General features: G+C 69.6%; 18 protein-coding genes. 14 read left to right on the top strand and 4 right to left on the bottom strand.

What is annotated here, in order from left to right; genetic code table 11:
- Positions 1–282 precede the first annotated feature (282 nt).
- From LPA42_RS04325 to LPA42_RS04275, 12 genes are all read left to right on the top strand, one after another.
- Positions 283–6,723 (top strand): RHS repeat-associated core domain-containing protein, encoded by a 6,441-nt coding sequence (locus LPA42_RS04325; protein ID WP_228986336.1) that lies wholly within the window; start codon positions 283–285, stop codon positions 6,721–6,723.
- Between the two features lie 36 nt (positions 6,724–6,759).
- A complete protein-coding gene (locus LPA42_RS04320; protein ID WP_077937100.1) occupies positions 6,760–7,161 on the top strand; it encodes a hypothetical protein in 402 nt (133 codons plus the stop codon).
- A gap of 73 nt (positions 7,162–7,234) precedes the next feature.
- Positions 7,235–7,720 (top strand): hypothetical protein, encoded by a 486-nt coding sequence (locus LPA42_RS04315; RefSeq protein WP_077937101.1) that lies wholly within the window; start codon positions 7,235–7,237, stop codon positions 7,718–7,720.
- Positions 7,721–7,891: 171 nt separating this feature from the next.
- Entirely contained in the window at positions 7,892–8,107 is a 216-nt protein-coding gene (locus LPA42_RS04310) for a DUF6346 domain-containing protein (protein ID WP_144082604.1), read from the top strand.
- A 13-nt stretch (positions 8,108–8,120) separates the two neighbouring features.
- A complete protein-coding gene (locus LPA42_RS34705; protein WP_077937103.1) occupies positions 8,121–8,399 on the top strand; it encodes a hypothetical protein in 279 nt (92 codons plus the stop codon).
- Between the two features lie 102 nt (positions 8,400–8,501).
- On the top strand, positions 8,502–8,759 hold the full coding sequence (locus LPA42_RS04305) for a hypothetical protein (protein ID WP_077937104.1): 258 nt from the start codon (positions 8,502–8,504) through the stop codon (positions 8,757–8,759).
- Positions 8,760–8,913: 154 nt separating this feature from the next.
- Complete coding sequence (locus tag LPA42_RS04300) at positions 8,914–9,876, top strand: DUF6346 domain-containing protein (RefSeq protein ID WP_077937105.1); 963 nt, start codon at positions 8,914–8,916, stop codon at positions 9,874–9,876.
- 274 nt (positions 9,877–10,150) lie between these two features.
- Positions 10,151–10,387: a hypothetical protein gene (locus tag LPA42_RS04295; RefSeq protein ID WP_144082605.1), complete on the top strand. Its 237-nt coding sequence runs from the start codon at positions 10,151–10,153 to the stop codon at positions 10,385–10,387.
- A gap of 67 nt (positions 10,388–10,454) precedes the next feature.
- Positions 10,455–10,985 carry a hypothetical protein gene (locus LPA42_RS04290; protein ID WP_077937107.1) on the top strand — a complete coding sequence of 177 codons (531 nt, stop codon included), beginning with the start codon at positions 10,455–10,457 and terminating at the stop codon, positions 10,983–10,985.
- A 52-nt stretch (positions 10,986–11,037) separates the two neighbouring features.
- Positions 11,038–11,454 (top strand): hypothetical protein, encoded by a 417-nt coding sequence (locus LPA42_RS04285; RefSeq protein WP_144082606.1) that lies wholly within the window; start codon positions 11,038–11,040, stop codon positions 11,452–11,454.
- A gap of 160 nt (positions 11,455–11,614) precedes the next feature.
- Positions 11,615–11,767, top strand: a complete 153-nt coding sequence (locus LPA42_RS04280; RefSeq protein ID WP_158229402.1) for a hypothetical protein — start codon at positions 11,615–11,617, stop codon at positions 11,765–11,767.
- A gap of 266 nt (positions 11,768–12,033) precedes the next feature.
- Positions 12,034–13,107: an LLM class flavin-dependent oxidoreductase gene (locus LPA42_RS04275; RefSeq protein ID WP_198956508.1), complete on the top strand. Its 1,074-nt coding sequence runs from the start codon at positions 12,034–12,036 to the stop codon at positions 13,105–13,107.
- Between the two features lie 55 nt (positions 13,108–13,162).
- Here LPA42_RS04275 and glgB read toward each other — a convergent pair whose 3' ends face one another.
- The 4 genes from glgB to LPA42_RS04255 form a co-directional block, all read right to left on the bottom strand.
- Entirely contained in the window at positions 13,163–15,265 is a 2,103-nt protein-coding gene (gene glgB, locus LPA42_RS04270) for a 1,4-alpha-glucan branching protein GlgB (RefSeq protein WP_077937110.1), read from the bottom strand.
- Positions 15,253–17,289 carry an alpha-1,4-glucan--maltose-1-phosphate maltosyltransferase gene (locus LPA42_RS04265; RefSeq protein ID WP_077937111.1) on the bottom strand — a complete coding sequence of 679 codons (2,037 nt, stop codon included), beginning with the start codon at positions 17,287–17,289 and terminating at the stop codon, positions 15,253–15,255. The genes glgB and LPA42_RS04265 overlap by 13 nt, the downstream gene beginning before the upstream one ends.
- A gap of 59 nt (positions 17,290–17,348) precedes the next feature.
- Positions 17,349–18,491, bottom strand: a complete 1,143-nt coding sequence (locus LPA42_RS04260; protein ID WP_077937112.1) for a sulfotransferase — start codon at positions 18,489–18,491, stop codon at positions 17,349–17,351.
- 642 nt (positions 18,492–19,133) lie between these two features.
- Positions 19,134–19,370, bottom strand: a complete 237-nt coding sequence (locus LPA42_RS04255; RefSeq protein ID WP_077937113.1) for a winged helix-turn-helix domain-containing protein — start codon at positions 19,368–19,370, stop codon at positions 19,134–19,136.
- A gap of 198 nt (positions 19,371–19,568) precedes the next feature.
- Here LPA42_RS04255 and LPA42_RS04250 point away from each other — a divergent pair, with 198 nt between their 5' ends.
- Positions 19,569–19,766, top strand: coding sequence for a hypothetical protein (locus tag LPA42_RS04250; RefSeq protein WP_077937114.1), 198 nt, complete (start codon positions 19,569–19,571; stop codon positions 19,764–19,766).
- Complete coding sequence (locus tag LPA42_RS04245) at positions 19,763–21,019, top strand: helix-turn-helix domain-containing protein (protein WP_228986335.1); 1,257 nt, start codon at positions 19,763–19,765, stop codon at positions 21,017–21,019. The genes LPA42_RS04250 and LPA42_RS04245 overlap by 4 nt, the downstream gene beginning before the upstream one ends.
- The last annotated feature ends 55 nt before the right edge of the window (positions 21,020–21,074 follow it).

Here is a 21,074-nt window from a genome sequence, read left to right as displayed (position 1 = left end):
TGTGTCCGGCGGACGCGGAATCGCGTCCGGTGGGCGGGCACAGTGAATCAGCCCGCGCGACCACGGGGAACGCCGAACATCACACCGGGTTGTCCCTTTCGGACTCCCTGTGGCGCATTTGATCCGCGCGCCACCCTCCTATCGTTACCTTGCCGTGACCTCCGGCCTGAGTGGACGTGAAACATTGTTCGCGCCACGTGGGTGCTCGTTCGGGCACGCTGCGTGGCTTTCTGTCTTCTGTGGAGTGGAGCGCGCATGGTCGGGCACGGGGGAACACGCCTGTTGACTGGACCGAGACGGTTGGTCGCGGTGGTCGTGTCGACGGCGCTGGTGGCGGGGTTGTGGTCGGGCACGCCGGCCGCCGCGAAGCCGAAGGGCGAGGGCGCGGCGAAGCCGCCCGCGACGTCACCGGGCCCGTCGGTGAAGGGCGTCAAGCCGATGCCGACGCGGTTCGTCACGCCGCGCGACGACGCGAAGTCGACCCACCGCCCCGCACGGACGGTGTGGCCGGCCGCCGCGTCGGCGCAGGTCGAGTTGGGGACACCGCAGGCGTTGTCGGCGGGGTCGCCGAAGGCGCGGGCGGCGGGCACGCCGGTGTGGGCGCAGCCGGTGGCTGTCAAAAGCGGACAATCCTCCGGGCCGAAGCGGCTCGCGGTGACGGTGGCCGGCCGCAAGGCCGCCGAGGCGGCCGGCGTCGACGGCGTGCTGCTGTCGGTGACGCCGGACCGGTCGTCGGGCGCGGCGCGGGTCGGCGTGGACTACGCGGGCTTCGCGGAGGCGTTCGGCGGCAACTACGGGTCGCGGCTGCGGCTGGTCCGGCTGCCCGAGTGCGCGCTGACCACGCCGAAGGCGGCGGCGTGCCGCACGGCGCAGCCCCTGGCGTCCACCAACGACCCGGCGGCGCGGACCGTCTCGGCCGAGGTGCCGATGACCGCCTCGGCGTCCGGCGCGCGCGTGGTGCTGGCGGCGGTGGCCGCAGCCGGCGAGGAGGGCGGCAACGGCGGCACCTACGCGGCCACCGACCTCAAGCCGTCCGGCTCGTGGACCGGCGGCGGGAACACGGGCTCGTTCACGTACTCGTATCCGGTGACGGTGCCGCCGGCGGCGTCGGACCTGGTGCCCACGGTGGCCCTCTCCTACGACTCGGGCAGCGTCGACGGGCAGACCGCGTCGACGAACGCCCAGTCGTCGTGGGTGGGTGACGGATGGTCGACGCCCCGCTCGTACGTGGAGCAGACCTTTGCCTCCTGCATGGACGATCCGGGCGGCAGCGCCTCGCCGGTCAAGACCTACGACCGCTGCTACGACGGGCCGATCCTGACCCTGTCGCTGAACGGGTCGTCGACGTCGCTGGTGTGGGACGCGGGCAACAGCGAGTGGAAGCCGGAGTCGGACAACGGCGAGGTGATCACCCACGTCGTGAACTCGAACAACGGCACCGGCACCTACAACACCGACTACTGGCGGGTGACGCTGCGCGACGGCACGGTGTACGAGTTCGGCCGTAACCGCCTGCCGGGCTGGACGTCGGGCAAGGCCGAGACGAAGTCGGTCGACCACACGCCGGTGTATTCGCCGCACTCGGGGAACCCGTGCTACAACTCGGCCGGGTTCTCCTCGTCGGTGTGCACGATGGCCTACCGGTGGAACCTCGACTACGTCAAGGACGTCCACGGCAACGCGATGGCCTACTACTACCAGCAGGCCACCAACTTCTACGGCCGCAACAAGGGCGCCACCGACGTGTCGTACGTGCGGGACAGCAACCTGGCGCGCATCGACTACGGCTTCACCGGCGACAACGCCTACGGCACCGTGCCGAACCGGGTGGTGTTCACCACCGGCGACCGCTGCCTGTCGGGGACGTGCCAGCCGCTGAACTCGGCCAACAAGGCGAACTGGCCGGACGTGCCGTTCGACCTGATCTGCAACTCCGGCACCGACTGTGACGACTGGAGCCCGTCGTTCTTCTCGACGGTCCGCCTGACGTCCATCGAGGCGCAGCAGTACAACACGGCCACGTCGGCGTACGAGGCGGTCGACTCGTACGCCCTGTCGCACACCATGCCGGCCACCGGCGACGGCACCTCCCCGACGCTGTGGTTGACGTCGATCGCCCGCACCGGCCACGACACGAGCGCGGGCGGCTCGACGGCGGTGATCACCCTGCCGTCGGTGTCGTTCACCGGGGTCAAGCTGGCCAACCGGGTCGACACCACCGGCGGGCTGCCGAACTTCTACCGGCAGCGCATCAACACGATCACCACCGAGACCGGCTCGGTGATCTCCCCGAGCTACGAGCTGCCGGCGCCGTGCACCGCGCCGGTGACGACCGCCCCGGCCACCAACACCAAGTCGTGCTACCCGGTCTACTGGACCCCCGACGGGTACGTGAACCCGAAGCTGGACTGGTTCCACAAGTACGCGGTCACCCGCGTCACCTCCACCGACCCGACCGGCGGGGCACCGGCGCTGTCGACCAGCTACAGCTACCTCGGAGGGGCGGCCTGGCGCTACGACGAGAACGAGGTCGTCAAGGCCAAGTACCGCACCTACGGGCAGTTCCGTGGCTACGCCAAGGTGCGCACCTTCAGCGGAGACGGCGTCAACGACCGCCGCACGCAGTCCGAGGTCGCCTACCACCGCGGCATGAGCAAGAACAACTCCACCACCGTGGTCAACCTGACCGACTCGGCCGGCGGCGTCCACGAGGACATCGACGAACTCGCCGGCAGGGAGCTGGAGACGATCCAGTATCTCGGTGAGGGCGGCCGGGTCGACTCCTCCACCATCACCTCCTACTGGATGTCCGGGGCCACCGCCACCCGCTCGCGCACCGGCCTGTCGGCCCTGACCGCACAGTGGGTCGCGCCGATCAAGACGTACGCGCGGCAGGCGGTGACCAGCGGCGCGTCGCTGACCTGGCGCTACACGGCCAGCGACAACAGCTACGACGCCAACACCGCCAGCGCCACCTTCGGCGAGCTGAAGCACACCTACACCTACACGGTGCCGGTCAACACCGCGTACGACCAGTGCACCAGCTACACGTACGCCCCGGTCAACGCGGGCGCGAACCTGGCCGGGCTGGTCAGCCAGACCGAGACGGTGTCGGTCGCGTGCGGCGGCTTCACCCAGGGCAGCCCCGCCTCCGCACCGGGCAGCGTCAACACGCTGACCGCCCCGGCGACGGTGAATCGGCCGGCGCAGGTGGTCAAGGTCGAGCGGAACTTCTACGACGACCCGACGTTCGCCACCACGTTCCCGCAGGCCGCCGCCCCGACCAAGGGCGACGTCACTCTGACCCAGGTCGCCAGGGACCACACCGGCGGCGCCTACGTCTGGCAGACGAGCGCGAAGACCACCTACGACACGTACGGCCGCGTCGTCGACGAGTACGACGCCAAGAACAACAAGACCAGCACCGGCTACACCATGAACGCCGTCAACCTGGTCACCGGGACGTCGACGACCAATGCGCTGCTCCAGACGTCGTCGGCCACGATCAACCCGAAGCGCGGCGGCATGCTCACCAGCACCGACGCCAACAGCGTGGTGACCCGGCAGCAGTACGACGCCCTCGGCCGCGCCACCGCCGTCTGGCTGTACAACCGGGCGACCAGCAGCAACGCCAACCAGAAGTTCACCTACACGGTGTCCAAGACCGGCGTGACGGCGGTGACCAGCCAGAAGCTCAACAACTCCAACGGCTACCAGACCTCGATCACCCTCTACGACGCCCTGCTGCGCAGCCGGCAGACGCAGACGGTCACCCCGCAGGGCGGCCGGATGATCACCGACACGTTCTACGACACCCGGGGCTGGACCAGGGCGTCCTACAACGGCTGGTGGGACGACGCGACCACGCCCGCGGTCACCACGCCGGTGTCGGCGGCGACCCTCGGCAAGCAGGTGCCCCACCAGACCTTCACCACCTACGACGGCCTCGGCCGCGCCATCGTCACCACGGCGGCGAAGAACGGCGTCACCGTCTCCACCACCACGACGATCCACGCCGGAGACCGCACCACGGTCGTGCCGCCTACGGGTGGCGTGGTCAAGGCCACCGTCACCGACCCGCTGGGCCGGGAGAAGGAGCTGCACGAATACCAGGCACGCCCGACAGTGACCACCCCGGCGGACACCTTCACCGGCGACTTCACCGTCACCGGCGGCACCGCCACGACCAGCACGTACGGCTACGACAGCCGCGGCAACCAGGCGACGCTCACCGACGCCGACAACAACGTGTGGACCTCGACCTACAACCTGCTCGGCCAGGTCGTGGCGAAGTCCGACCCCGACGCCGGCAACAGCAGCATGGTCTACGACGCCAACGGCAACCTCGTCCAGTCCACCGACGGCCGCGCCAAGACCCTGTCGTTCACCTACGACGCCCTCGACCGCAAGACCGGCGAGTACGCTGCCACCGTGGCCAGCCAGTCGTCGGCGAATCAGCGAGCCGCCTGGGTGTACGACAACAGCAACGCCGTCGCCGGGGTCACCAACGCCGCCGGCAAGCTCACCACCACCATCGCCTACCGCGACGGCCAGCCCTTCACGACCCAGCAGAAGGCGTTCAACGTCTTCGGCAGCAGCCTCGGGCAGACCGTCACCATTCCCGCCACCGAGGGCACCCTCGGCGGCTCGTACGTCTTCGGGCACTCGTACACCTCGGTGCTGGGCCTGCCGCTGACCGACACGTACCCGGCCAAGGGCAGCCTGCCCGCCGAGACCGTCCTGCACGGCTACTCCGGCGTGCTGGACCTGCCCACCACCCTCGCGGGCCTCGCCGCCTACACCACCGGCGTCACCTACGACGCCTGGGGCCGGGTCAACCAGCAGAGTGTCGGCACCGCCACCAGCGCCGCCTACGTCACCAACACCTACGACACCCACACCAGCCGGCTGACCAACCAGCTCGTCACCCGCTCCACGGCCACCCCGGCCACCGTCGACGAGCAGGAGTACAGGTACGACCTGGTCGGCAACATCACCCGCAAGACCAGCAAGCGCCTCGGGGTCACCACCCCGGCCGAGACCCAGTGCTACGGCTACGACGGCCTCGCCCGCCTCACCGACGCGTGGACCGCCACCGACGCCTGCGCCACCACGCCGACCAACGCCGACAAGACCATGGTCGGCAACACCGTCGGCGCCGGCAGTGCCTACTGGACCACCTGGACCATCGACCCGATCGGCAACCGCACCCAGCAGGTCGAGCACAACCTGACCGGCGGCACCGACACGACCACCACCTACACCTACGACGGCAACGGGCAGAACAAGCCCCACACCCTGACCTCCACCGCCACCAGCGGCGGGGCGACCGGGAGCACCTCCTACACGTACGACGCCGCCGGCAACACCACCGGCCGCAACGCCGCCCAGGGCAACCAGACCCTCGCCTGGGACGATGCCGGCAAGCTGACCAGCGTCACCGGCGGCACCAGCGGCAACAACACCTTCACCTACGACGCCGACGGCAACCTGTTGCTCCAGAGGGAACCCGGCAAGACCACCCTCTACCTGCCGGGGCAGCAGCTCACCCTCAACACCGCCACCAACGCCGTCGACGGCAACCGCTACCACGACCTGCCGGGCGGCGGCAGTTGCATCCGCTCCGGCAGCGGCACGGCCTACACCTTCGCCGTCGCCGACCACCAGGGCACCCCCACCCTGTACCTCGACAACACCGCGCAGAACCCCACCTGGCGGCAGTACACGCCGTACGGGGCGGCCCGGGGTGCGGCGGTGGCCGTTCCCGACAACCGTGGCTTCCTCAACAAGCCGATCAGCCCGACCGGGCTCACCATCGTTGGCGCCCGCGCCTACGACCCGGTCATCGGACGCTTCGCCTCCGTCGACTCGCTTCAGGACACCGGCCAACCACAACAGTGGAACGGCTACTCCTACGCCAACAACACCCCGGTCACGTCCAGCGACCCCACGGGGCTCATCCCGTCGGATTGCCTGGAGTTTGACTGTCGAGGATATGATCCGCGCCCCATCAAGCCAGGTGACAAAAAGCGTGGTGCTGGCGGTTGCGTTGGTGGATGCGGAACGCGGAAGAATATCGACTGGGGAAATCGGAATGGAAGGTCCTCCACGAAGGCAGGACGCAAGAAGGTGATCAAAGCGCCGGATCTTGTGCTTGCTTTCATGGGTGGCAGTGGTGGCAATTACAGATTCACCGATGGTGACTACTTTGCGGAGCAAGTGCGTAAGGATCCCTTCCTTCAGCAGAGCATGTCAGGGGTTACGGGTCAGGTGTATTCCGGGGCGCGTCAGGGTGTGTTCGGCAAGAGTCTTGGAGATTCGGAAAACTTGCCGACGGCTGCCAAGGAGTTCTTCGTCATCGCGGAATATTTGTACTACTGCGCTCAGGCTGGCCAATGTCGTGATAGGGGATCGCAGCCTGGCAACCTGGAAGTTGCCATGCTTGGCTCCTACCGCGTCAAGTGGCAGGCGAGCAATGTGAAGCTCAACGGCGAAGCCGATGTAGAGTTGGTCATTGTCAATCATACGACCGTGGCTTCGATGACCAGGCCGCCATTTATTGGCTACACGGATACCTGGAACAAGATGACGGGCGGCGGTGGGGAGTCTCTTCCGACGCAGACTCAGACGATCGTGCTTCACGCCAAGATTCCTGCGGCCCCGCGCTCGGGTCCTCCGCCGGTCATCTGCCGGAATGCTATTTCGGGTAACGGAAGGTGCTGATTGCTCACTGATGGAAAAATGGCGAGGAGGCGGCCGATGCTTGTTCTCATCGGCACCTCCTTGCTGCTGTTGATCTGTTGTGGCACGTTCGGTCGAACCATGTGGCCGCCAGTGCAAGTCGAGGCCTTGTGCGGAACGTTCGAATCGCAATTCAACGGGTCGATCACTTTTGCCTCAGATGGTTCATTCTCGGCTTCTAACATCACATTCGGCCGGAATGCCGCTGCCGAATTGGAGAGGATTTCTGGTACTGGCGAGCTGGAGCTGGAGCGAAGCCTGACTGCCAGCACCGAGGCAACGCTGGTGATGAAGGAGGCAAGGGCTCGTGTGGGGCTGGAGGTGGAACGCGGTTGGCGGGGTGAGGTCATACTGTGGCAATACGTCGATGATCCCGACAGCGGCGAGCGGGAAACCTTCCGGCGCACGTCTTCCTGCTGACACGTTATGCGTGGGCGGTGGGAGGTGGGTACAGGGATCTACACGAGCGAGGGCTGATGCACCGTCGCGGCGGGTGGAGCAGGTGATGACCATCGGCAAGATCAGTGCCTCACTCATGTTGGTGGCTTGTTTGGCCGTGGGTGCCCTTGTCGGTGCCTGCGGCCAGGCTTCGCCGCCGATCCTGGCGGAGGAGGTGACCGGAGAATGGTGTTCGGGCAGTGGCGATCTTTTGACCGTCGAGGCCGGCGGGAAGTTCGAACTCGTCAGGTTGTCACCTGACTTCTTCGCGGTCCTGCACGAGGATGACGAGTTCGTCGACGGCTACCTCCTCGACCGGGACTATGGGGGCGTGCAACCCGAAGCAGGTAATGGCAGCTGGACCTTCGGCGAAACTGCGACGTCGCCCCGGGTCCGCCTGGAGTTCGACAAGCTTGGATCATCCGTGAACCCGCCGTCCGGTGAGCTGATCGTTCGTAGGACGGATGAAGGGGAGGTCGGGCTCTTCGGGTACGAGAGCGACCCCGACGAGGGCTATACCGTGAGGTTCCTCAAGTGCTGACATCCGGACTGTCAACGTGCGGCGTGTTCGTTCGACGCGATCGGCGGGCGTCCGGGGTGCTGTGCGCTTGATCCGGGCGGTGTTCGACACGAGCTTCTGGAGCGCCGACATCCGTGAACGCGAGCTGCGGATGTGGGCCGGTCTGGCCCTGTCGGGTATCGCGTGCGGAACGTGGTCGTTTCGATCCTGCTGATGATGGCGGCGGTGGGAACGTTCCTGCTGCTGTCCACCCTGGTCAGTCTCTATCCGGGCACCGGGACAGTGGTTCGGGGGCCGGGCGACCGGGCCGTGCAGGCCACGGGCGGGGCGTGCGCGCGGGTCGGCCCGATCAGCGGGTACGGCTTCGGGTACTGGTGGGGACTGCGATTCCATCCTGCGGGACGGTGACGGAGCAACGCGCGTGGTCCGGGTGGGTCCCTCCGTCCTGACCCCTGACGACCTGGGCCGGACTGTGGAGATCAGGGAAAGCTGCCGTGACGGCGACTGCGAGTACGGCAGGGCCACCAACCAGTGGCTGGAGGGCCTGCTGTTGGCCGTCGGCAAGCTGGGCTGGTTGCTGATGATCATCCTTGGCGGGAGCGCCGTCGTTGCCGTCGTCAGGGCTGTCCTTGGTGCGCCCAGGTACCTTCGGCTGCACGGCCGCCTGTTCCCCCGCAAGGCAGACGGGTCCGCCGGGTAGAGCGACGGATGCTCTGTGCCGTGCTCATTCTGACGATCGATGTGGGGACCGGCACCGGAGCCCGCCCCCGTACACGGAGGTGTCATCGTGGGGCGAGCGGTTGTGGCAGTCTCCTTCGGACTGCTCCTGATCGTGACGGGTCTGGCTCTCGCGGCCGACTACCGGGGCATCGCGGCCCGGCACATCGAGCTGGCCCAACGCCTCGTGCGCCCGATCGGTCTCAGCGGAAGGATGAGGCGAGCCGACGAGCGACCTCGGGATCGCTTCATCCTGTTCGACCGGGCCTTCGGGATGTTGATGGTGCTGCTGGGTGTGGTGGCCTTGACCGGCGGCGCGTACCTGCTCGCGTCGCAGGCATGAGCGTGCCCAGTCGGGGGAGGCCGTCCTCGGCGATCACCTGGCTCCTGGCGATTTTCGTCGTGATGTTCATCGACGAAGGCGAGAGCGCGCGGGCAGTCTCGGGGAAGGCGACGGGTCGACCGTCCGCCGGCGGCGGCCGGACAGGGGGACCGTGGTGAGCCGGACCTCTCCCGAGGAGACCGCGGCGATCCAGCGCGAGCAGATCGCCGCGTACGAGCGACGCGGGCCGTTCTGGGGTCGGCTGACGCAGCTCGGGGTGGCGGTCGCCTGCGCCGTGGCCATCGTCGTCTCGTGGCTGGTGTTCAACACGATGACGGGCTTCTATTCGGGCACGGGGATGGTGAAATCCACCCCGGCAGAGCGTCCGGCGCAGGCCACGGTGGGGGAGTGCCGGCGGGTCGGGCCGGTCAGCGGCGACGGCTTCGGCTACTGGTGGCAGTGCGCGGTGACCGTCCGGACCGGCGACGGGCGCGAGGTGCGGATCGTCACCCGCAACTCCGCCGTCACCCCGGCAGACCGGGGCGGGCCGGTCGACTTCCGGGAGGCGTGCTTCGGCAAGGGCAACACCGACTGCCGGTACGGCCGGCCGGTGTCCCGGGTGTGGGCGCTGGCCGTGACGATCCTGGGCATGGTGCGGGTCGCGCTGACCATCATGTTGATCCTCGGCGTCTGGTATTCCCTGCTCCGATCGGTCCTCGGCGTTCCGCGCTACTACGCCCGGCTGAACCGCCGCGAGGCGCGGCGCAACAGGGTCGTGCCGCTGCCCGTCATCCTGACGAAACGCCCCGACCCCTACCCTGGGCCGACGAGCCCGTGCCTGCGGATCACCTTCACCTGTCCCGACGGTCCCTTCGCGGAGTTGTACCGGTCGACCGGGCCGCGGCTGCTGCTCGCCGGTGTCGAGGTGTCTGTGCCCGGCTGGGGCAGCCACGAGTTCGCGGTGCCCGCCGGCCCGAGCAGCGTGCGGGTCGTCGTGCCCTTCGGCGGCACCGACGACTTCGCCGTGGCCGAGCACGAGGTCACGGTCGGCGTGGGCGAGACCGTGGAACTGGAGTACGTGGCCCCGACGGTGCTCGGCCTCTCGGGCAGGATCCGCGTGACGGGGCACACCGGGTAGCGGCCCGGGTCGAGACGAGGCCGGGCCGGCCACCCGCGGCGGGGCAACCGGAAGCACTCCTACACTTACGACGCTGCCGGCAACAGGGGTGGTTACATTGTCGAAGAGGTGGCCCTACGCGGTGGGGTTGGCGTGCCTCCTGGTTCTGGCTTGCTGTTGGGTCAGCGTGGGGCACTTCGTCTGGCCTCCTGTCGGCGAAGAGGCGCTCTGTGGTGCATGGCGTGCATCCACCGGAAGCCGGATTGACGTAAGGCGGGAAGGCTCTTTCTCGGCCGTGGATGTGCCCTTCGCGGATTCGGCGATCTCCGGCAGCGGTTCATGGGAGTTCGGGCAAGGCGCGTCGGTCGAGGGTGTGCTGACACTGCGCTTCGAGCAGGCTCGCGCCAGCCTGGAGGTCAGAACTCGTCGGGACCTGAGCGGAGCCCTGCGCCTGCTGGTGAACGATCCCGAGAGCGACGAAGAGGAGCTGCAGTATCTGAAAGAAGGTGACTGTGGACTCGAATCGCGTTGAGCCGTTCTCAGGCTGGCTTTCATCTAGGGGTGCCGTGCTAAAGCACCTTCCGTGGGTCCCCGTTGCCGTGGTCATGATGGTGGTGTCCGGCTGTCAATGGATCGTCCCGGGTGACTCGGTCTATGCTGTCGGCGTCGCGCGGATCGGTCAACGGATACATGTTCTCGCGCCGCTCTGCGAGGGCGAGCGGATCGAGGGCGTGGAGGTCTATGACAATGATGCGGCCTCGAAGCAGACGGCCGCTGCGATCGCCGAAGCTGGCTTCACGTACTGGGAGGTCGAGCAACCGCGGACCGAAGCGGTGGCGAAGGGAGCCATCATTATCGGTGTGGAGGAGGCGTTCGCACGGGTGATTGTTGCGGCGGGTAGTCGCGGTCCACTACCGGACGTCGCTGGCCTCGAACTTACCGTACGCCGGGGTGATGCCGAGCATGTCGTTTCCGATGTGTTCCGAGCGGCGGCGGTGCCGTCCTATGCGGCGGATGCGGACCCCGGCGGTGTGGAGTTCGTTTACCACCAGGGAGCCCGGTCGGAGAAGATGCTGACCCCTGCTGAGATCGTCAAGGAATCGGGGTGTGCATTCGACAAGGTGGCCTGACGATATTCTGGGGAATTGGCGGTCGCCGTGTGGAAGGTGTCGTGCAAGCGAAATGCAACGAAAGCGGAAGTTCGTTGTTGTTGGCGGCGTGGTCCTGCTGTTGATCTGCTGCGGCACGTTCGGTCGCACTGTCTGGCCGCCAGTCCAGGTCGAAGCCCTGTGCGGCACGTTCGAGTCGCAGTTGAAGGGGTCGATCAGTTTCGCGTCGGACGGTTCGTTCTCGGCTTCTAACATCACATTCGGCCGGAACGCCGCTGCCGAATTGGAGAGGATTTCTGGTACGGGCGAGCTGGAGCTGGAGCGAAGCCTGACCGCCAGCACCGAGGCAACGCTGGTGATGAAGGATGCAAGGGCCCGTGTGGGGCTGGAGGTGGAACGCGGTTGGCGGGGCGAGGTCATACTGTGGCGATACGTCGATGATCCCGACAGTGGCGAGCGGGAAACCTTCCGCCGCACATCGTCCTGCTGACGCTACTGATGCGCTGGATCAAGCCCGTTCTGGCTTGTCGGTCATTTGCGGCGATGGTCTTCGAAAGGCTTCGGAATTGGATAACGCGAACGTCCCGAGCCGGGACTGGGTGTGCAACTACTATTCTATCGGGCTGCCTCTGGGGGAAGGGCAGGGAGACGTGGCTGCGTTGCTGCGCCACGTCGCTGACTCGATCGACGCGCTGCGGGCCGACGGAAGCGTCGAAATCCTCGGCCTGAACTACAGTGCCGGCGAAGTGAACGAGTTCGGCGAGTGGCCGAGAATGGTCGTCTTCTACGCGGTCGAGGGCTGAGGCGCGGTCGGGGTCTGATCGCTCTCCCGGTGCCCGGCCGGCCGACGAGCCGATCCTGAGCATGGGTGCTGCCCACTGGCGATGGATCGGACCCCGCGACTACGGTGGACGGTGCGGCACTCTTCGTGCTCAAGAAGTGACAGCAGGATCCTTTGTGGTGGCGTGCGGAGCCCGTCGTCGTGGCGGTGCCACGACGCAGGGCGGCAGGCTTGACCGCGATGATCGCGTCGCGCTGCCGACCGCACCTGTGGAAAGGAGCGACGGACATGGGCTACGGGATGCGGTTCAGCTACTGCATGCTTCCGGACTATCCGCTCGCCGACGCGTTGGACATGATCAAGGCTGCCGACGAACTGGGGTTCTACGCCTGCTACTCGGTCGACGAGACCTGGCACAAGGACCTCTGGGTGCTGTTCGCGGCGGCAGCCGACAAGACCCGGCGGATCCGGTTCGGACCCAACGTGACCCACGTCTTCCTGCGCGAGCCGACGCTGATCTGCCAGCAGGCCGCGACGCTCGACGAGCTTACCGACGGGCGCGTCGAACTCGTCGTGTCGACCGGAAACTTCGGCCTGCTGGCGCAGTACGGCATCGACTGGGCCAACCAGAAGCCGCTGTCGCGGCTCAAGGAGGCCCTTCACGTGATGCGGACGTTCCTCGCCGACGGCACGATCACGTTCGAGGGCGAGTTCTTCCGCTACAACGGCCTCTACACGTTCGCGCGCCCCGTTCAGGAGCAGATCCCGATCAAGCTTGGCGGAATGAGGGGGCCGCGTTCGTTCGAGGTGGCGGGCGAGCTCGCCGAGGGCCTGCACCATGCGCTGTCGTACTCGCGGGAGGCCTACGACTACATGGCCGAGCACGTCCGCGTCGGTGCCGAGCGCGCGGGCCGCGACTGGCGCGAGCTCGACATCGGCGCGTGGGTCGTGACCGTCGTGTCGGAGGACTCCGCGGCGGCCAAGCGCGCCGCGCGCATCCTGGTCGCCTTCTACGTCTCGTCGATGCCCGAGGAGCAACTCGCCCGCCACGGCATCGACGCGGCGGAGTTGCAGCCGGTGGTGGACGCCCTGAGCGCCGGCGACATCGCCTCGGCGGTCGAGCGCTTCCGCCCGGAGTACGCCGAGAAGCTCTCGATCGCCGGCACGCCGGAGGAGTGCGTCGAGAAGATCAAGGCGGACATCCAACCGTCGGGTGTCAACCACATGATCCTCGCGCTCGCCGACGCGGCGCTCGTGAAGCTGTTCTCCGGGGAGGACGTCCCGAACGTCCCGGACATCAAGGGCCAACTGCGCCTCGTGGCTGAGCGGATGATGCCGGCGTTCGCGCCCGAACTTCCCTGAACGGGGTGCCACCACCGCGCCCCTGGACCGCCGTCCAGGGGCGTCCCTCGCCTGGTCAGTCGCGGCGCAGCCAGAGCACGCCCAGCGGCGGCACCCGCAGCGCCACCGACGCCGGCAGCCCGTGCCACGGCACGCCCTGCGCGTGCACCTCGCCCAGGTTGCCCACCCCCGAGCCGCCGTAGTGGTGGGCGTCGGTGTTGAGCACCTCCGTCCACGTCCCGGCGGCGGGCAGCCCGACCCGGTAGTCCTCCAGCGGCCGCGCCGAGAAGTTCGCCACGCACACCAGCGTCGCGCCGTCGGGGGCGATCCGCACGAACGACACCGTGTTGTGGGTGACGTCGTCGCCGGCGATCCAGCGGAACCCGGCCGGCGTGGTGTCCTGCGCCCACAGCGCCGGGGTGTCCCGGTAGACGCGGTTGAGGTCGCCGACGAGGCGCTGCACGCCGGCCCGCGCGGGGTCGTGCAGCAGGTACCAGTCGAGGCCGCGCTCCTCGCTCCACTCCCGGTCGTCGCCCAGCTCGCAGCCCATGAACAGCAGTTGCTTGCCCGGGTGCGCCCACATGTACGCCAGCAGCGCCCGCGCGTTGGCCAGCTGCTGCCAGGTGTCCCCGGGCATCTTCGCGACGAGGGAGCCCTTGCCGTGCACCACCTCGTCGTGGCTGATCGGCAGCACGTAGTTCTCGCTCCACGCGTACGCCAGCGAGAAGGTGAGCTGATGGTGGTGGTGCTGGCGGTAGATGGGGTCCTTCGACGTGTAGAGCAGGGTGTCGTGCATCCAGCCCATGTTCCACTTGAACCCGAAGCCGAGCCCGCCGTCGGCGGTGGGCCGGGTCACTCCCGGCCACGCCGTCGACTCCTCGGCGATCATCACCACCCCGGCGTGGTGCTTGTAGACAGTGGCGTTGACCTCCTGCATGAAGGCGATCGCCTCCAGGTTCTCCCGGCCGCCGTGCACGTTGGGGGCCCACTGCCCCTCGGGCCGGGAATAGTCGAGATAGAGCATCGACGCCACCGCGTCGACCCGCAACCCGTCGATGTGGAACTCGTCGCACCAGTACAGCGCGTTGGCGACGAGGAAGTTGCGCACCTCGCGGCGGCCGAAGTCGAAGACGTACGTGCCCCAGTCGGGGTGCTCGCCGCGGCGCGGGTCGGGGTGCTCGTAGAGCGGGGTGCCGTCGAAGCGGGCCAGCGCCCACTCGTCCTTGGGGAAGTGTGCGGGCACCCAGTCCAGGATCACCCCGATGCCGGCGTTGTGCAGCGTGTCGACGAGGTGCCGGAAGTCGTCGGGGTTTCCGAACCGGGACGTCGGCGCGTAGTAGCCGGTGACCTGGTAGCCCCAGGAGCCGCCGAACGGGTGCTCCATCACGGGCAGGAACTCCACGTGGGTGAAGCCCAGCTCCGTCACGTACGCGGTGAGCTGTTCGGCCAGCTCCCGGTAGCCGAGGCCGGGCCGCCACGAGCCGAGGTGCACCTCGTACACGCTCATCGGCTCCTGGTGCGGCTGCCGCCGCGCCCGGCGGGCGAGCCAGTCGTCGTCGGTCCACTCGTACGCCGAGCGGTGCACCACCGACGCGGTGGCCGGCGGCACCTCCGCGTACGCGGCGAGGGGGTCGGCCTTGTCCCGCCACCGCCCGTCGGCGCCCAGCACCCGGTACTTGTACTTCGCGCCGGCCGGCACGTCGGGCACCAGGATCTCCCACACGCCGCTGGAGCCCAGCGACCGCATCGGCCAGCCGTCGTCGGGGTTCCAGCCGGTGAAGTCGCCGACGACCCGCACGCCGCGCGCGTTGGGCGCCCACACGGCGAACGCGACGCCCGCGTCGAGCACCCGCGCGCCGAGGGCCTCCCACAGCCGCTCGTGCCGGCCCTCGCCGATCAGGTGCAGGTCCAGCTCGCCGAGGGTGGGCAGGTGCCGGTACGGGTCGTCGCGCAGCGCGCCGTCGACGTCGACCCGGTAGTCCAGCACGGTGCCCGGCAGGACGACCTCGAACACGCCCGCGTCGTGGACCCGGGTCATCGGGTACCGCTGCCCGCCGACGACGGCGCTCACCCGCCGGGCGCCCCGGCGCAGCGTGCGGATCGTGGTGCGCCCGTCGGCGGGGTGCGCGCCGAGCACGGCGTGCGGGTCGTGCGCGGTGCCGGCGATCAGCTCGTCCATCGTGGCTCGTCCTTGTCAGCAGCAGCAACGGCGTCGGTGGTGGGGGCGGTGTCTGCGGTGGCGGGCCGGCGCACGGTGAACACGTGCGCGGGCTGGAGGTACGGGTCGAGCCGCACGGCGTTGCGCTGCCCCCAGTCGTAGACCGCGCCGGTCAGCTCGTCGTGCACGGTGAACCGGTCGGCCCAGTCGAGGCCCAGCGCCGGCATGTCCAGGGTGGTGTTGCCCCACTGCACGGTCTGCGAGTCGAACGAGCAGACCACGAGCACCGTGTTTCCGGTGTCGGGGTCGTGCTTGGACCAGCACAGCAGCGCCGGGTTGTCGATGTCGTGGAAGACGAGGTTGCGCAGCCGGTGCAGGGCCGGGTTGTCGCGCCGGACCCGGTTGAGGGTGGCGATGAACGGGGCCAGTGACCGCCCCTGCGCCTGCGCGCCGGCCCAGTCGCGGGGCCGCAGCTCGTACTTCTCGTTGTCGAGGTACTCCTCCGCGCCGGGGCGGGCCACGTGCTCGAACAGCTCGTAGCCGGCGTACATGCCCCAGGAGGGGCTCAGCAGCGCCGCCAGGACCGCCCGGATCTTGAACATCGGCGGGCCGCCGTGCTGCAACGACTCGTGCAGGATGTCGGGCGTGTTGGGCCAGAAGTTGGGCCGCATGTGGTCGGCGGAGGCGACCAACTCCTCGCAGTACTCCCGCATCTGCGCGGCCGTCGTGCGCCAGGTGAAATAGGTGTACGACTGCGTGAAGCCGATCTTGCCGAGCCCGTTCATGATCGCCGGCCGGGTGAACGCCTCGGCGAGGAACAGCACGTCCGGGTCGACCTTCTTCACCTCGGCGATCAGCCAGTGCCAGAAGTCGAATGGCTTCGTGTGCGGGTTGTCCACCCGGAAGATCCGGATGCCCTCGCCGACCCAGTGCAGCACCACCCGCAGGATCTCCGCCCGGATGCCCTCGGGGTCGTTGTCGAAGTTCAGCGGGTAGATGTCCTGGTACTTCTTCGGCGGGTTCTCCGCGTACGCGATGCTGCCGTCGGCCCGGGTGGTGAACCACTCCGGGTGCTCGGTGACCCACGGGTGGTCCGGCGCGCACTGCAGGGCGAGGTCCAGCGCCACCTCCAGGCCCTGCTCGGCGGCGGCGGCGACGAAGTCGCGGAAGTCCTCCAGCGTGCCCAGATCGGGGTGGATGGCGTCGTGGCCGCCCTCGGCCGCGCCGATCGCCCACGGCGAGCCCACGTCGTCGGGCCCGGCGGTGAGCGCGTTGTTGCGGCCCTTGCGGTTGACCCGGCCGATCGGGTGGATCGGCGGAAGGTAGAGCACGTCGAAGCCCATCGCCGCGACGCCGGGCAGCCGGTCCATCGCGGTGGCGAAGGTGCCGGAGCGGGCCGGGGCGTCCACGGTCGCCGGGATCGCCCCCTCGGAGCGGGGGAAGAACTCGTACCAGGCGGAGAAGAGTGCCCGGGGGCGGTCCACCCACAGCCGGTGCTCGTCGCCGGTGGTGACCAGCTCGCGGACCGGATGCGCCCAGAGCAGGTCGGCCAGGTCGAGGGCCGGGGCGACGCGGGCGGGCAGTTCCCGGCCGTCGTCGTCCAGCGCGGCCACCGCCGCCTTGACCCGCGCCACGTCGCCCGCCGGCACCACGGCCAGGGCGGCGGTCAGCACGCGTACGCCCTCGGCCAGGTCGTTGGCCAGCTCCGCCGCGCCCTGCCCGGCGGCGATCTTCTTGGTGACCGCGTTCTGCCAGGTCAGGTACGGGTCCTGGAACGCCTCGACGGTGAAGGTCCACTCGCCGACGGCGTCGGGGCGGATGGTGGCGTGCCACCGGTCGTGGCCGGGCTCGCCGGGGCGCATCCGGGTGAACGGCCGGGCCCGCCCGTCGGGGCCGAGCCAGACCACGTTGCAGCCCAGCGCGTCGTGCCCCTCCCGGTAGGCGCAGGCGGACACCGGCACCGCCTCGCCGACCACCGCCTTGGCCGGGTAGCGACCGCAGGAGACGGCGGGGGACACGTCTTCGATCGGGAACCGTCCAGTCACCCTGTCAACCTACCTGTGCGAGATCGTCTCGCGCGCGGGCAAGCTCTCCCCGGATCCCGCTACGGCTCGATCAATCCCCGCACGAGCGGGTCGTCCGGGTCGACGACCGGATGCTCCGCGAGGACCGCCCGCGCCTGCGCGTGGTCCTCCGCGGCCAGGGCCGCCGCCGGGTTGCTGCGGCGGCTCGCCCGGGACAGCACGGTGCCCTCCTGCGAGTCGGCCGAGAAGGTCGCGTACGCCGCGTCGACGCCGTCGGCCGGCAGGCCGCAGTGGTCCAGCACGGCGGCGAGGGTCGCCTTCGGGTCGGCGGCGAGCGCCTCGTAGGCCACCGGCAGCAGCGGCACCTCGGCGCGGCGCAGCGCGCGGTAGCGGTCCAGCACCGACAACCAGGTCAACACGTACGCCTCCGTCGGCGTCGGCTGCCGTTCGTGCCGGGCGACGAAGGGCATGATCAACGGGGCCTGGGCCAGCACGTACTTCAGGAACGCCAGTTGCGCCCCCGGGTCGGGCAGGTGCGGCGTGAAGCCCTGGTGCATCGACTCCAGCCACGGGCGCGCGTCGCGGTGCAGGAACACGCCCCGGGCGGCGGGGAACACCTCGTGGAACAGGTCGCCGAGCTGGATGCCGCTGGCCCGGAACTTGACCGCCAGCGTCTCGGCGCCCCCGCTCCCGGTGTCGCTCCCGGCGTTGGCGAGGACGCGGACGCAGCTGCGGATCAGCCGCGCGTACTCCGCGTCGCGGTCCGGGTCCTCGTGCCGCAGCAGCGCGATCTCGGTGAAGACGTCGGGCTCGGAGTAGCTGCGCACCCCGGCCACCTCGCCCAACGCCCTGCTGAGCAGCGTCGACCCGCAGCGCCCGACGGAGTAGACCAGGACCAGCCGGGCCGGGTCGGGCAGGCCGTCGGCGAGCCGGTGCAGGGTCTCGTAGGGCACCGTGACCAGCCGCTGCGCGGCCCGGTACTGGTCGAGGTAGAGGAACGGCCCGCCGGCCAGGTCGACCCCGGGCGGGGCCTGCACGAAGTACGCGAGGCGGTGCTCGTCGTCGAGGCAGTGCAGGCTGACGTCGGGGTCGCCGAGCAGGCTCTCCGCCGGCACCGAGCCCCCCGGTCGTACGACGAAGTTGTGCGGGCTGGCCGGGACGAACTCGGCCGGCGCGACCTTGTCGAGGATGTCCAGCACCTGCGCGGACCCGTTCGTATCCATCGATGCCAGACGCTACGCGGAATCACGGTGCGCGATCAAGCCCTCGCGGAGCGCTGAGCTGGTGGATGCCCCCCGTGGGTGGCGGGCGGGGTGTCGTGCCGGGCTCTGATCCCGTGGTCCCGCGGCTCCATCGCGTGGCCCGCGACCTGCGGCATGTTCACGCTCCGTGGTGTGAGTGCTGCTGGGCTCGAATGGTGCGACGGGTCCTACTGTCGGTGACCCCTGCCCGACCAAGCTCAACCCTTCGCCCTTCCTTTGCTCTGCACCCATCGACGCAGCACCCGGTTCTAGCTGCTTCTATTAAGTATGTGGATGCTTGGAGGGGTGGGAGGGGGTGTTGCGCTGCGTGAGCGTTGCGTATGTGGGTGCAGAGCAAAGGGCGCGTCCATGCTTGGTGCTTGCTCGGCGATGGTGACGTTGGGTGGTCGTTAGTGCCGAGTGGGGGCGGTGGCGAGCGGAAGCGGTGGGAGTGGAGGCGGTGGGAGTGGCGGAGTGGGGCGCAACCCCGGCTGATGGCCGCCCTGCTTGACCGCCTTGCTCCACCCCGGTCGCAGGCGCGTGGATCGCCCGGCGACTCGTGCTCCCCAAGGTGGTAGATCTTGGTATCAAACGGCCCCTCTGGGGGCCGAAACTTACCAAGATCTACCCGGCTGTCGCCGGAGGGCTCTGCGCCACGAACGAGCCCTTGCCCTGGTGCACCTCGATCCAACCCCGCTCGTCGAGGATCCGCAGGGCCAGTCGGATCGGCGTCGCGCTGGCGCGGTACTGCTCGCACAACTCGGTGATGGAGGGCAGTTTGTCGCCGGGCTTGAGCGTGCCGCTTCGGATCGACGCGGTGACATCGTCGATGACCTGCTCGTATACAGGTTGTCTGGGCATGGCAGGGCCACCTCTCGTCAGCCCTCCGAGCATGCCACCCGACACAGCATTCTGTGCATGTTGGGTTGACTCTGTACTCACTGCACTCTAGGTTGCGGATGAGGGCCTCTCGTCAGCAAACGGAGTGCCTCCTACCCGGGCGGGGCGGCCCCCTCGCGCCCCGCCCTCCGACAGCCCCTGACCTCGAAGGAGGCGCAGATGCGTGAGCGCCCGCACGACGGGCCGCTGCCGCCGGCGTACCCGATGCCCGACGGCCGGCCTCCACAACCCGACGGGGACCGGGTGCCCGGTCCGCCCCGGCCCGCCCGCGCGCCGGTCAGCCGGCGGCAGCACGCCTACGGCGCGACGATCGCGGTGGTCGTACTCGTGCTGTTGGTTCTCGGGGTCCTCGGGTGAGCGGGACGGCCCGGCGGGTGAACGAGCTGCCGGTCGGCCGCCGGGTCGCCCACTGGCGGGTGCGGCGCAACATGACGCAGCAGCAGTTCGCCGACCGCCTCGGCAAGTCGAAGAGCTGGGTGGACAAGGTCGAGCGCGGGGTGCGCCGGCTGGAGCGGGTGTCCAGCCTGCGGGAGGTCGCCGAGGCGCTCCGGATCGACCTGGAGATGCTGCTGGCGGATCGAGCCGCGCCGGCGGACCGGGCCGCGGCGGGCGTGGCGCGGGGCGTGGAGGGGGTCCGGGCCGCCCTCGCCCGGTACCACGTGGCGGCCCCGGCCCGGCCGCCCGACGTGGCCCAGGTGCGGGCCCGGCTGGGGCATGCGGAGCAGAGCTACCGGCACGCCCGGTACCCGGAGCTGCTCGCCCTGCTGCCGGGCCTGCTCGACGCCGCCCGCGAGGCGCGTGCCACCTGTCCGGGCCGGGCGGCCGACGGTCTGCTGGCGTCCGGGTACGGGCTGGTCGCGCTGGTGCTCGTGAAGGTCGGCCAGGGGGAGCTGGCGTGGCTGGCCGCCGACCGGGGCCTGGCCGTCGCCACGGCCGCCGCCGACCCGTGGCTGGCCGCCGCCGCGACCGTACCGCTGTGTCAGGCCCTGCGGGCGAGTGGGCGGCTGCGGTCGGCGGTGGAGGCGGCGGTCGTGGCCGCCCACCGCGTCGGGCCCTGCCTGTCCGGTGCCGCGCCCGCCGACGGCCCGGCCGTGCGCGGGGCGCTGCTGATCCAGGCCGCCCTGGCCGCCGCCGGCCGGGGCGACGAGCGGGCCGCCGGCGAGCTGCTCAGCCGGGCCGATGAGGCAGCCCGGGTGGCCGGACCCGGCGGCACTGACGGCGGTGGCTTCGGCGGCGAGGGCTTCGGCGGCGGCGACTCCGGCGGCGAGGGCTTCGGGTGGGCGGCGGTCGAGGCCGCCCGGGTGGTCGCCGGGTCCGCGCTCGGCCAGGTCACGGCGGCGACGGTACGCCACGAGAGGCTGATCGCCGGCGACGGATGGCGGTGGCTGCCGCCCGAGCACCGGGCCGCGTACCTGCTGGACGTGGCCCGCCTGTACGCGTCGGCCGGCGACGGGTTGCGCGCCGGCCGGGCGCTGCTGGACGCGGAGCGCACCGCCCGGGGCGAGGTGCACGACCGGCCGGCGGCGAGGGACCTCGTCGGCGTCGTGGCGCGGTCGGCGGCGGCCCCGGCCGCCCTGACGCGGCTCGCCGCCACCCTCGGCGTCACCTGACCCGCCGCTGCCCCAGGGTGGCGCGCCCCTGGTGTGGCTGGTGAGAAGGGAACCC

Origin of the sequence: Micromonospora sp. DH13, assembly GCF_020873825.1 — a bacterium.
GTDB lineage: Bacteria > Actinomycetota > Actinomycetes > Mycobacteriales > Micromonosporaceae > Micromonospora > Micromonospora haikouensis.
The sequence above is the reverse complement of the archived record's forward strand: the minus strand, read 5'-3'. Positions and strand labels throughout refer to the sequence as shown.

Bases quoted from the DNA above. Each gene is read 5' to 3' on its own strand.
- LPA42_RS04320 (WP_077937100.1), top strand. From the start codon at position 6,760: ATGCTTGTTCTCATCGGCACCTCCTTGCTGCTGTTGATCTGTTGTGGC.
- LPA42_RS04285 (WP_144082606.1), top strand. From the start codon at position 11,038: ATGCAACGAAAGCGGAAGTTCGTTGTTGTTGGCGGCGTGGTCCTGCTG.
- LPA42_RS04275 (WP_198956508.1), top strand. From the start codon at position 12,034: ATGGGCTACGGGATGCGGTTCAGCTACTGCATGCTTCCGGACTATCCG.
- glgB (WP_077937110.1), bottom strand. From the start codon at position 15,265: ATGGACGAGCTGATCGCCGGCACCGCGCACGACCCGCACGCCGTGCTC.
- LPA42_RS04260 (WP_077937112.1), bottom strand. From the start codon at position 18,491: ATGGATACGAACGGGTCCGCGCAGGTGCTGGACATCCTCGACAAGGTC.
- LPA42_RS04255 (WP_077937113.1), bottom strand. From the start codon at position 19,370: ATGCCCAGACAACCTGTATACGAGCAGGTCATCGACGATGTCACCGCG.
- LPA42_RS04250 (WP_077937114.1), top strand. From the start codon at position 19,569: ATGCGTGAGCGCCCGCACGACGGGCCGCTGCCGCCGGCGTACCCGATG.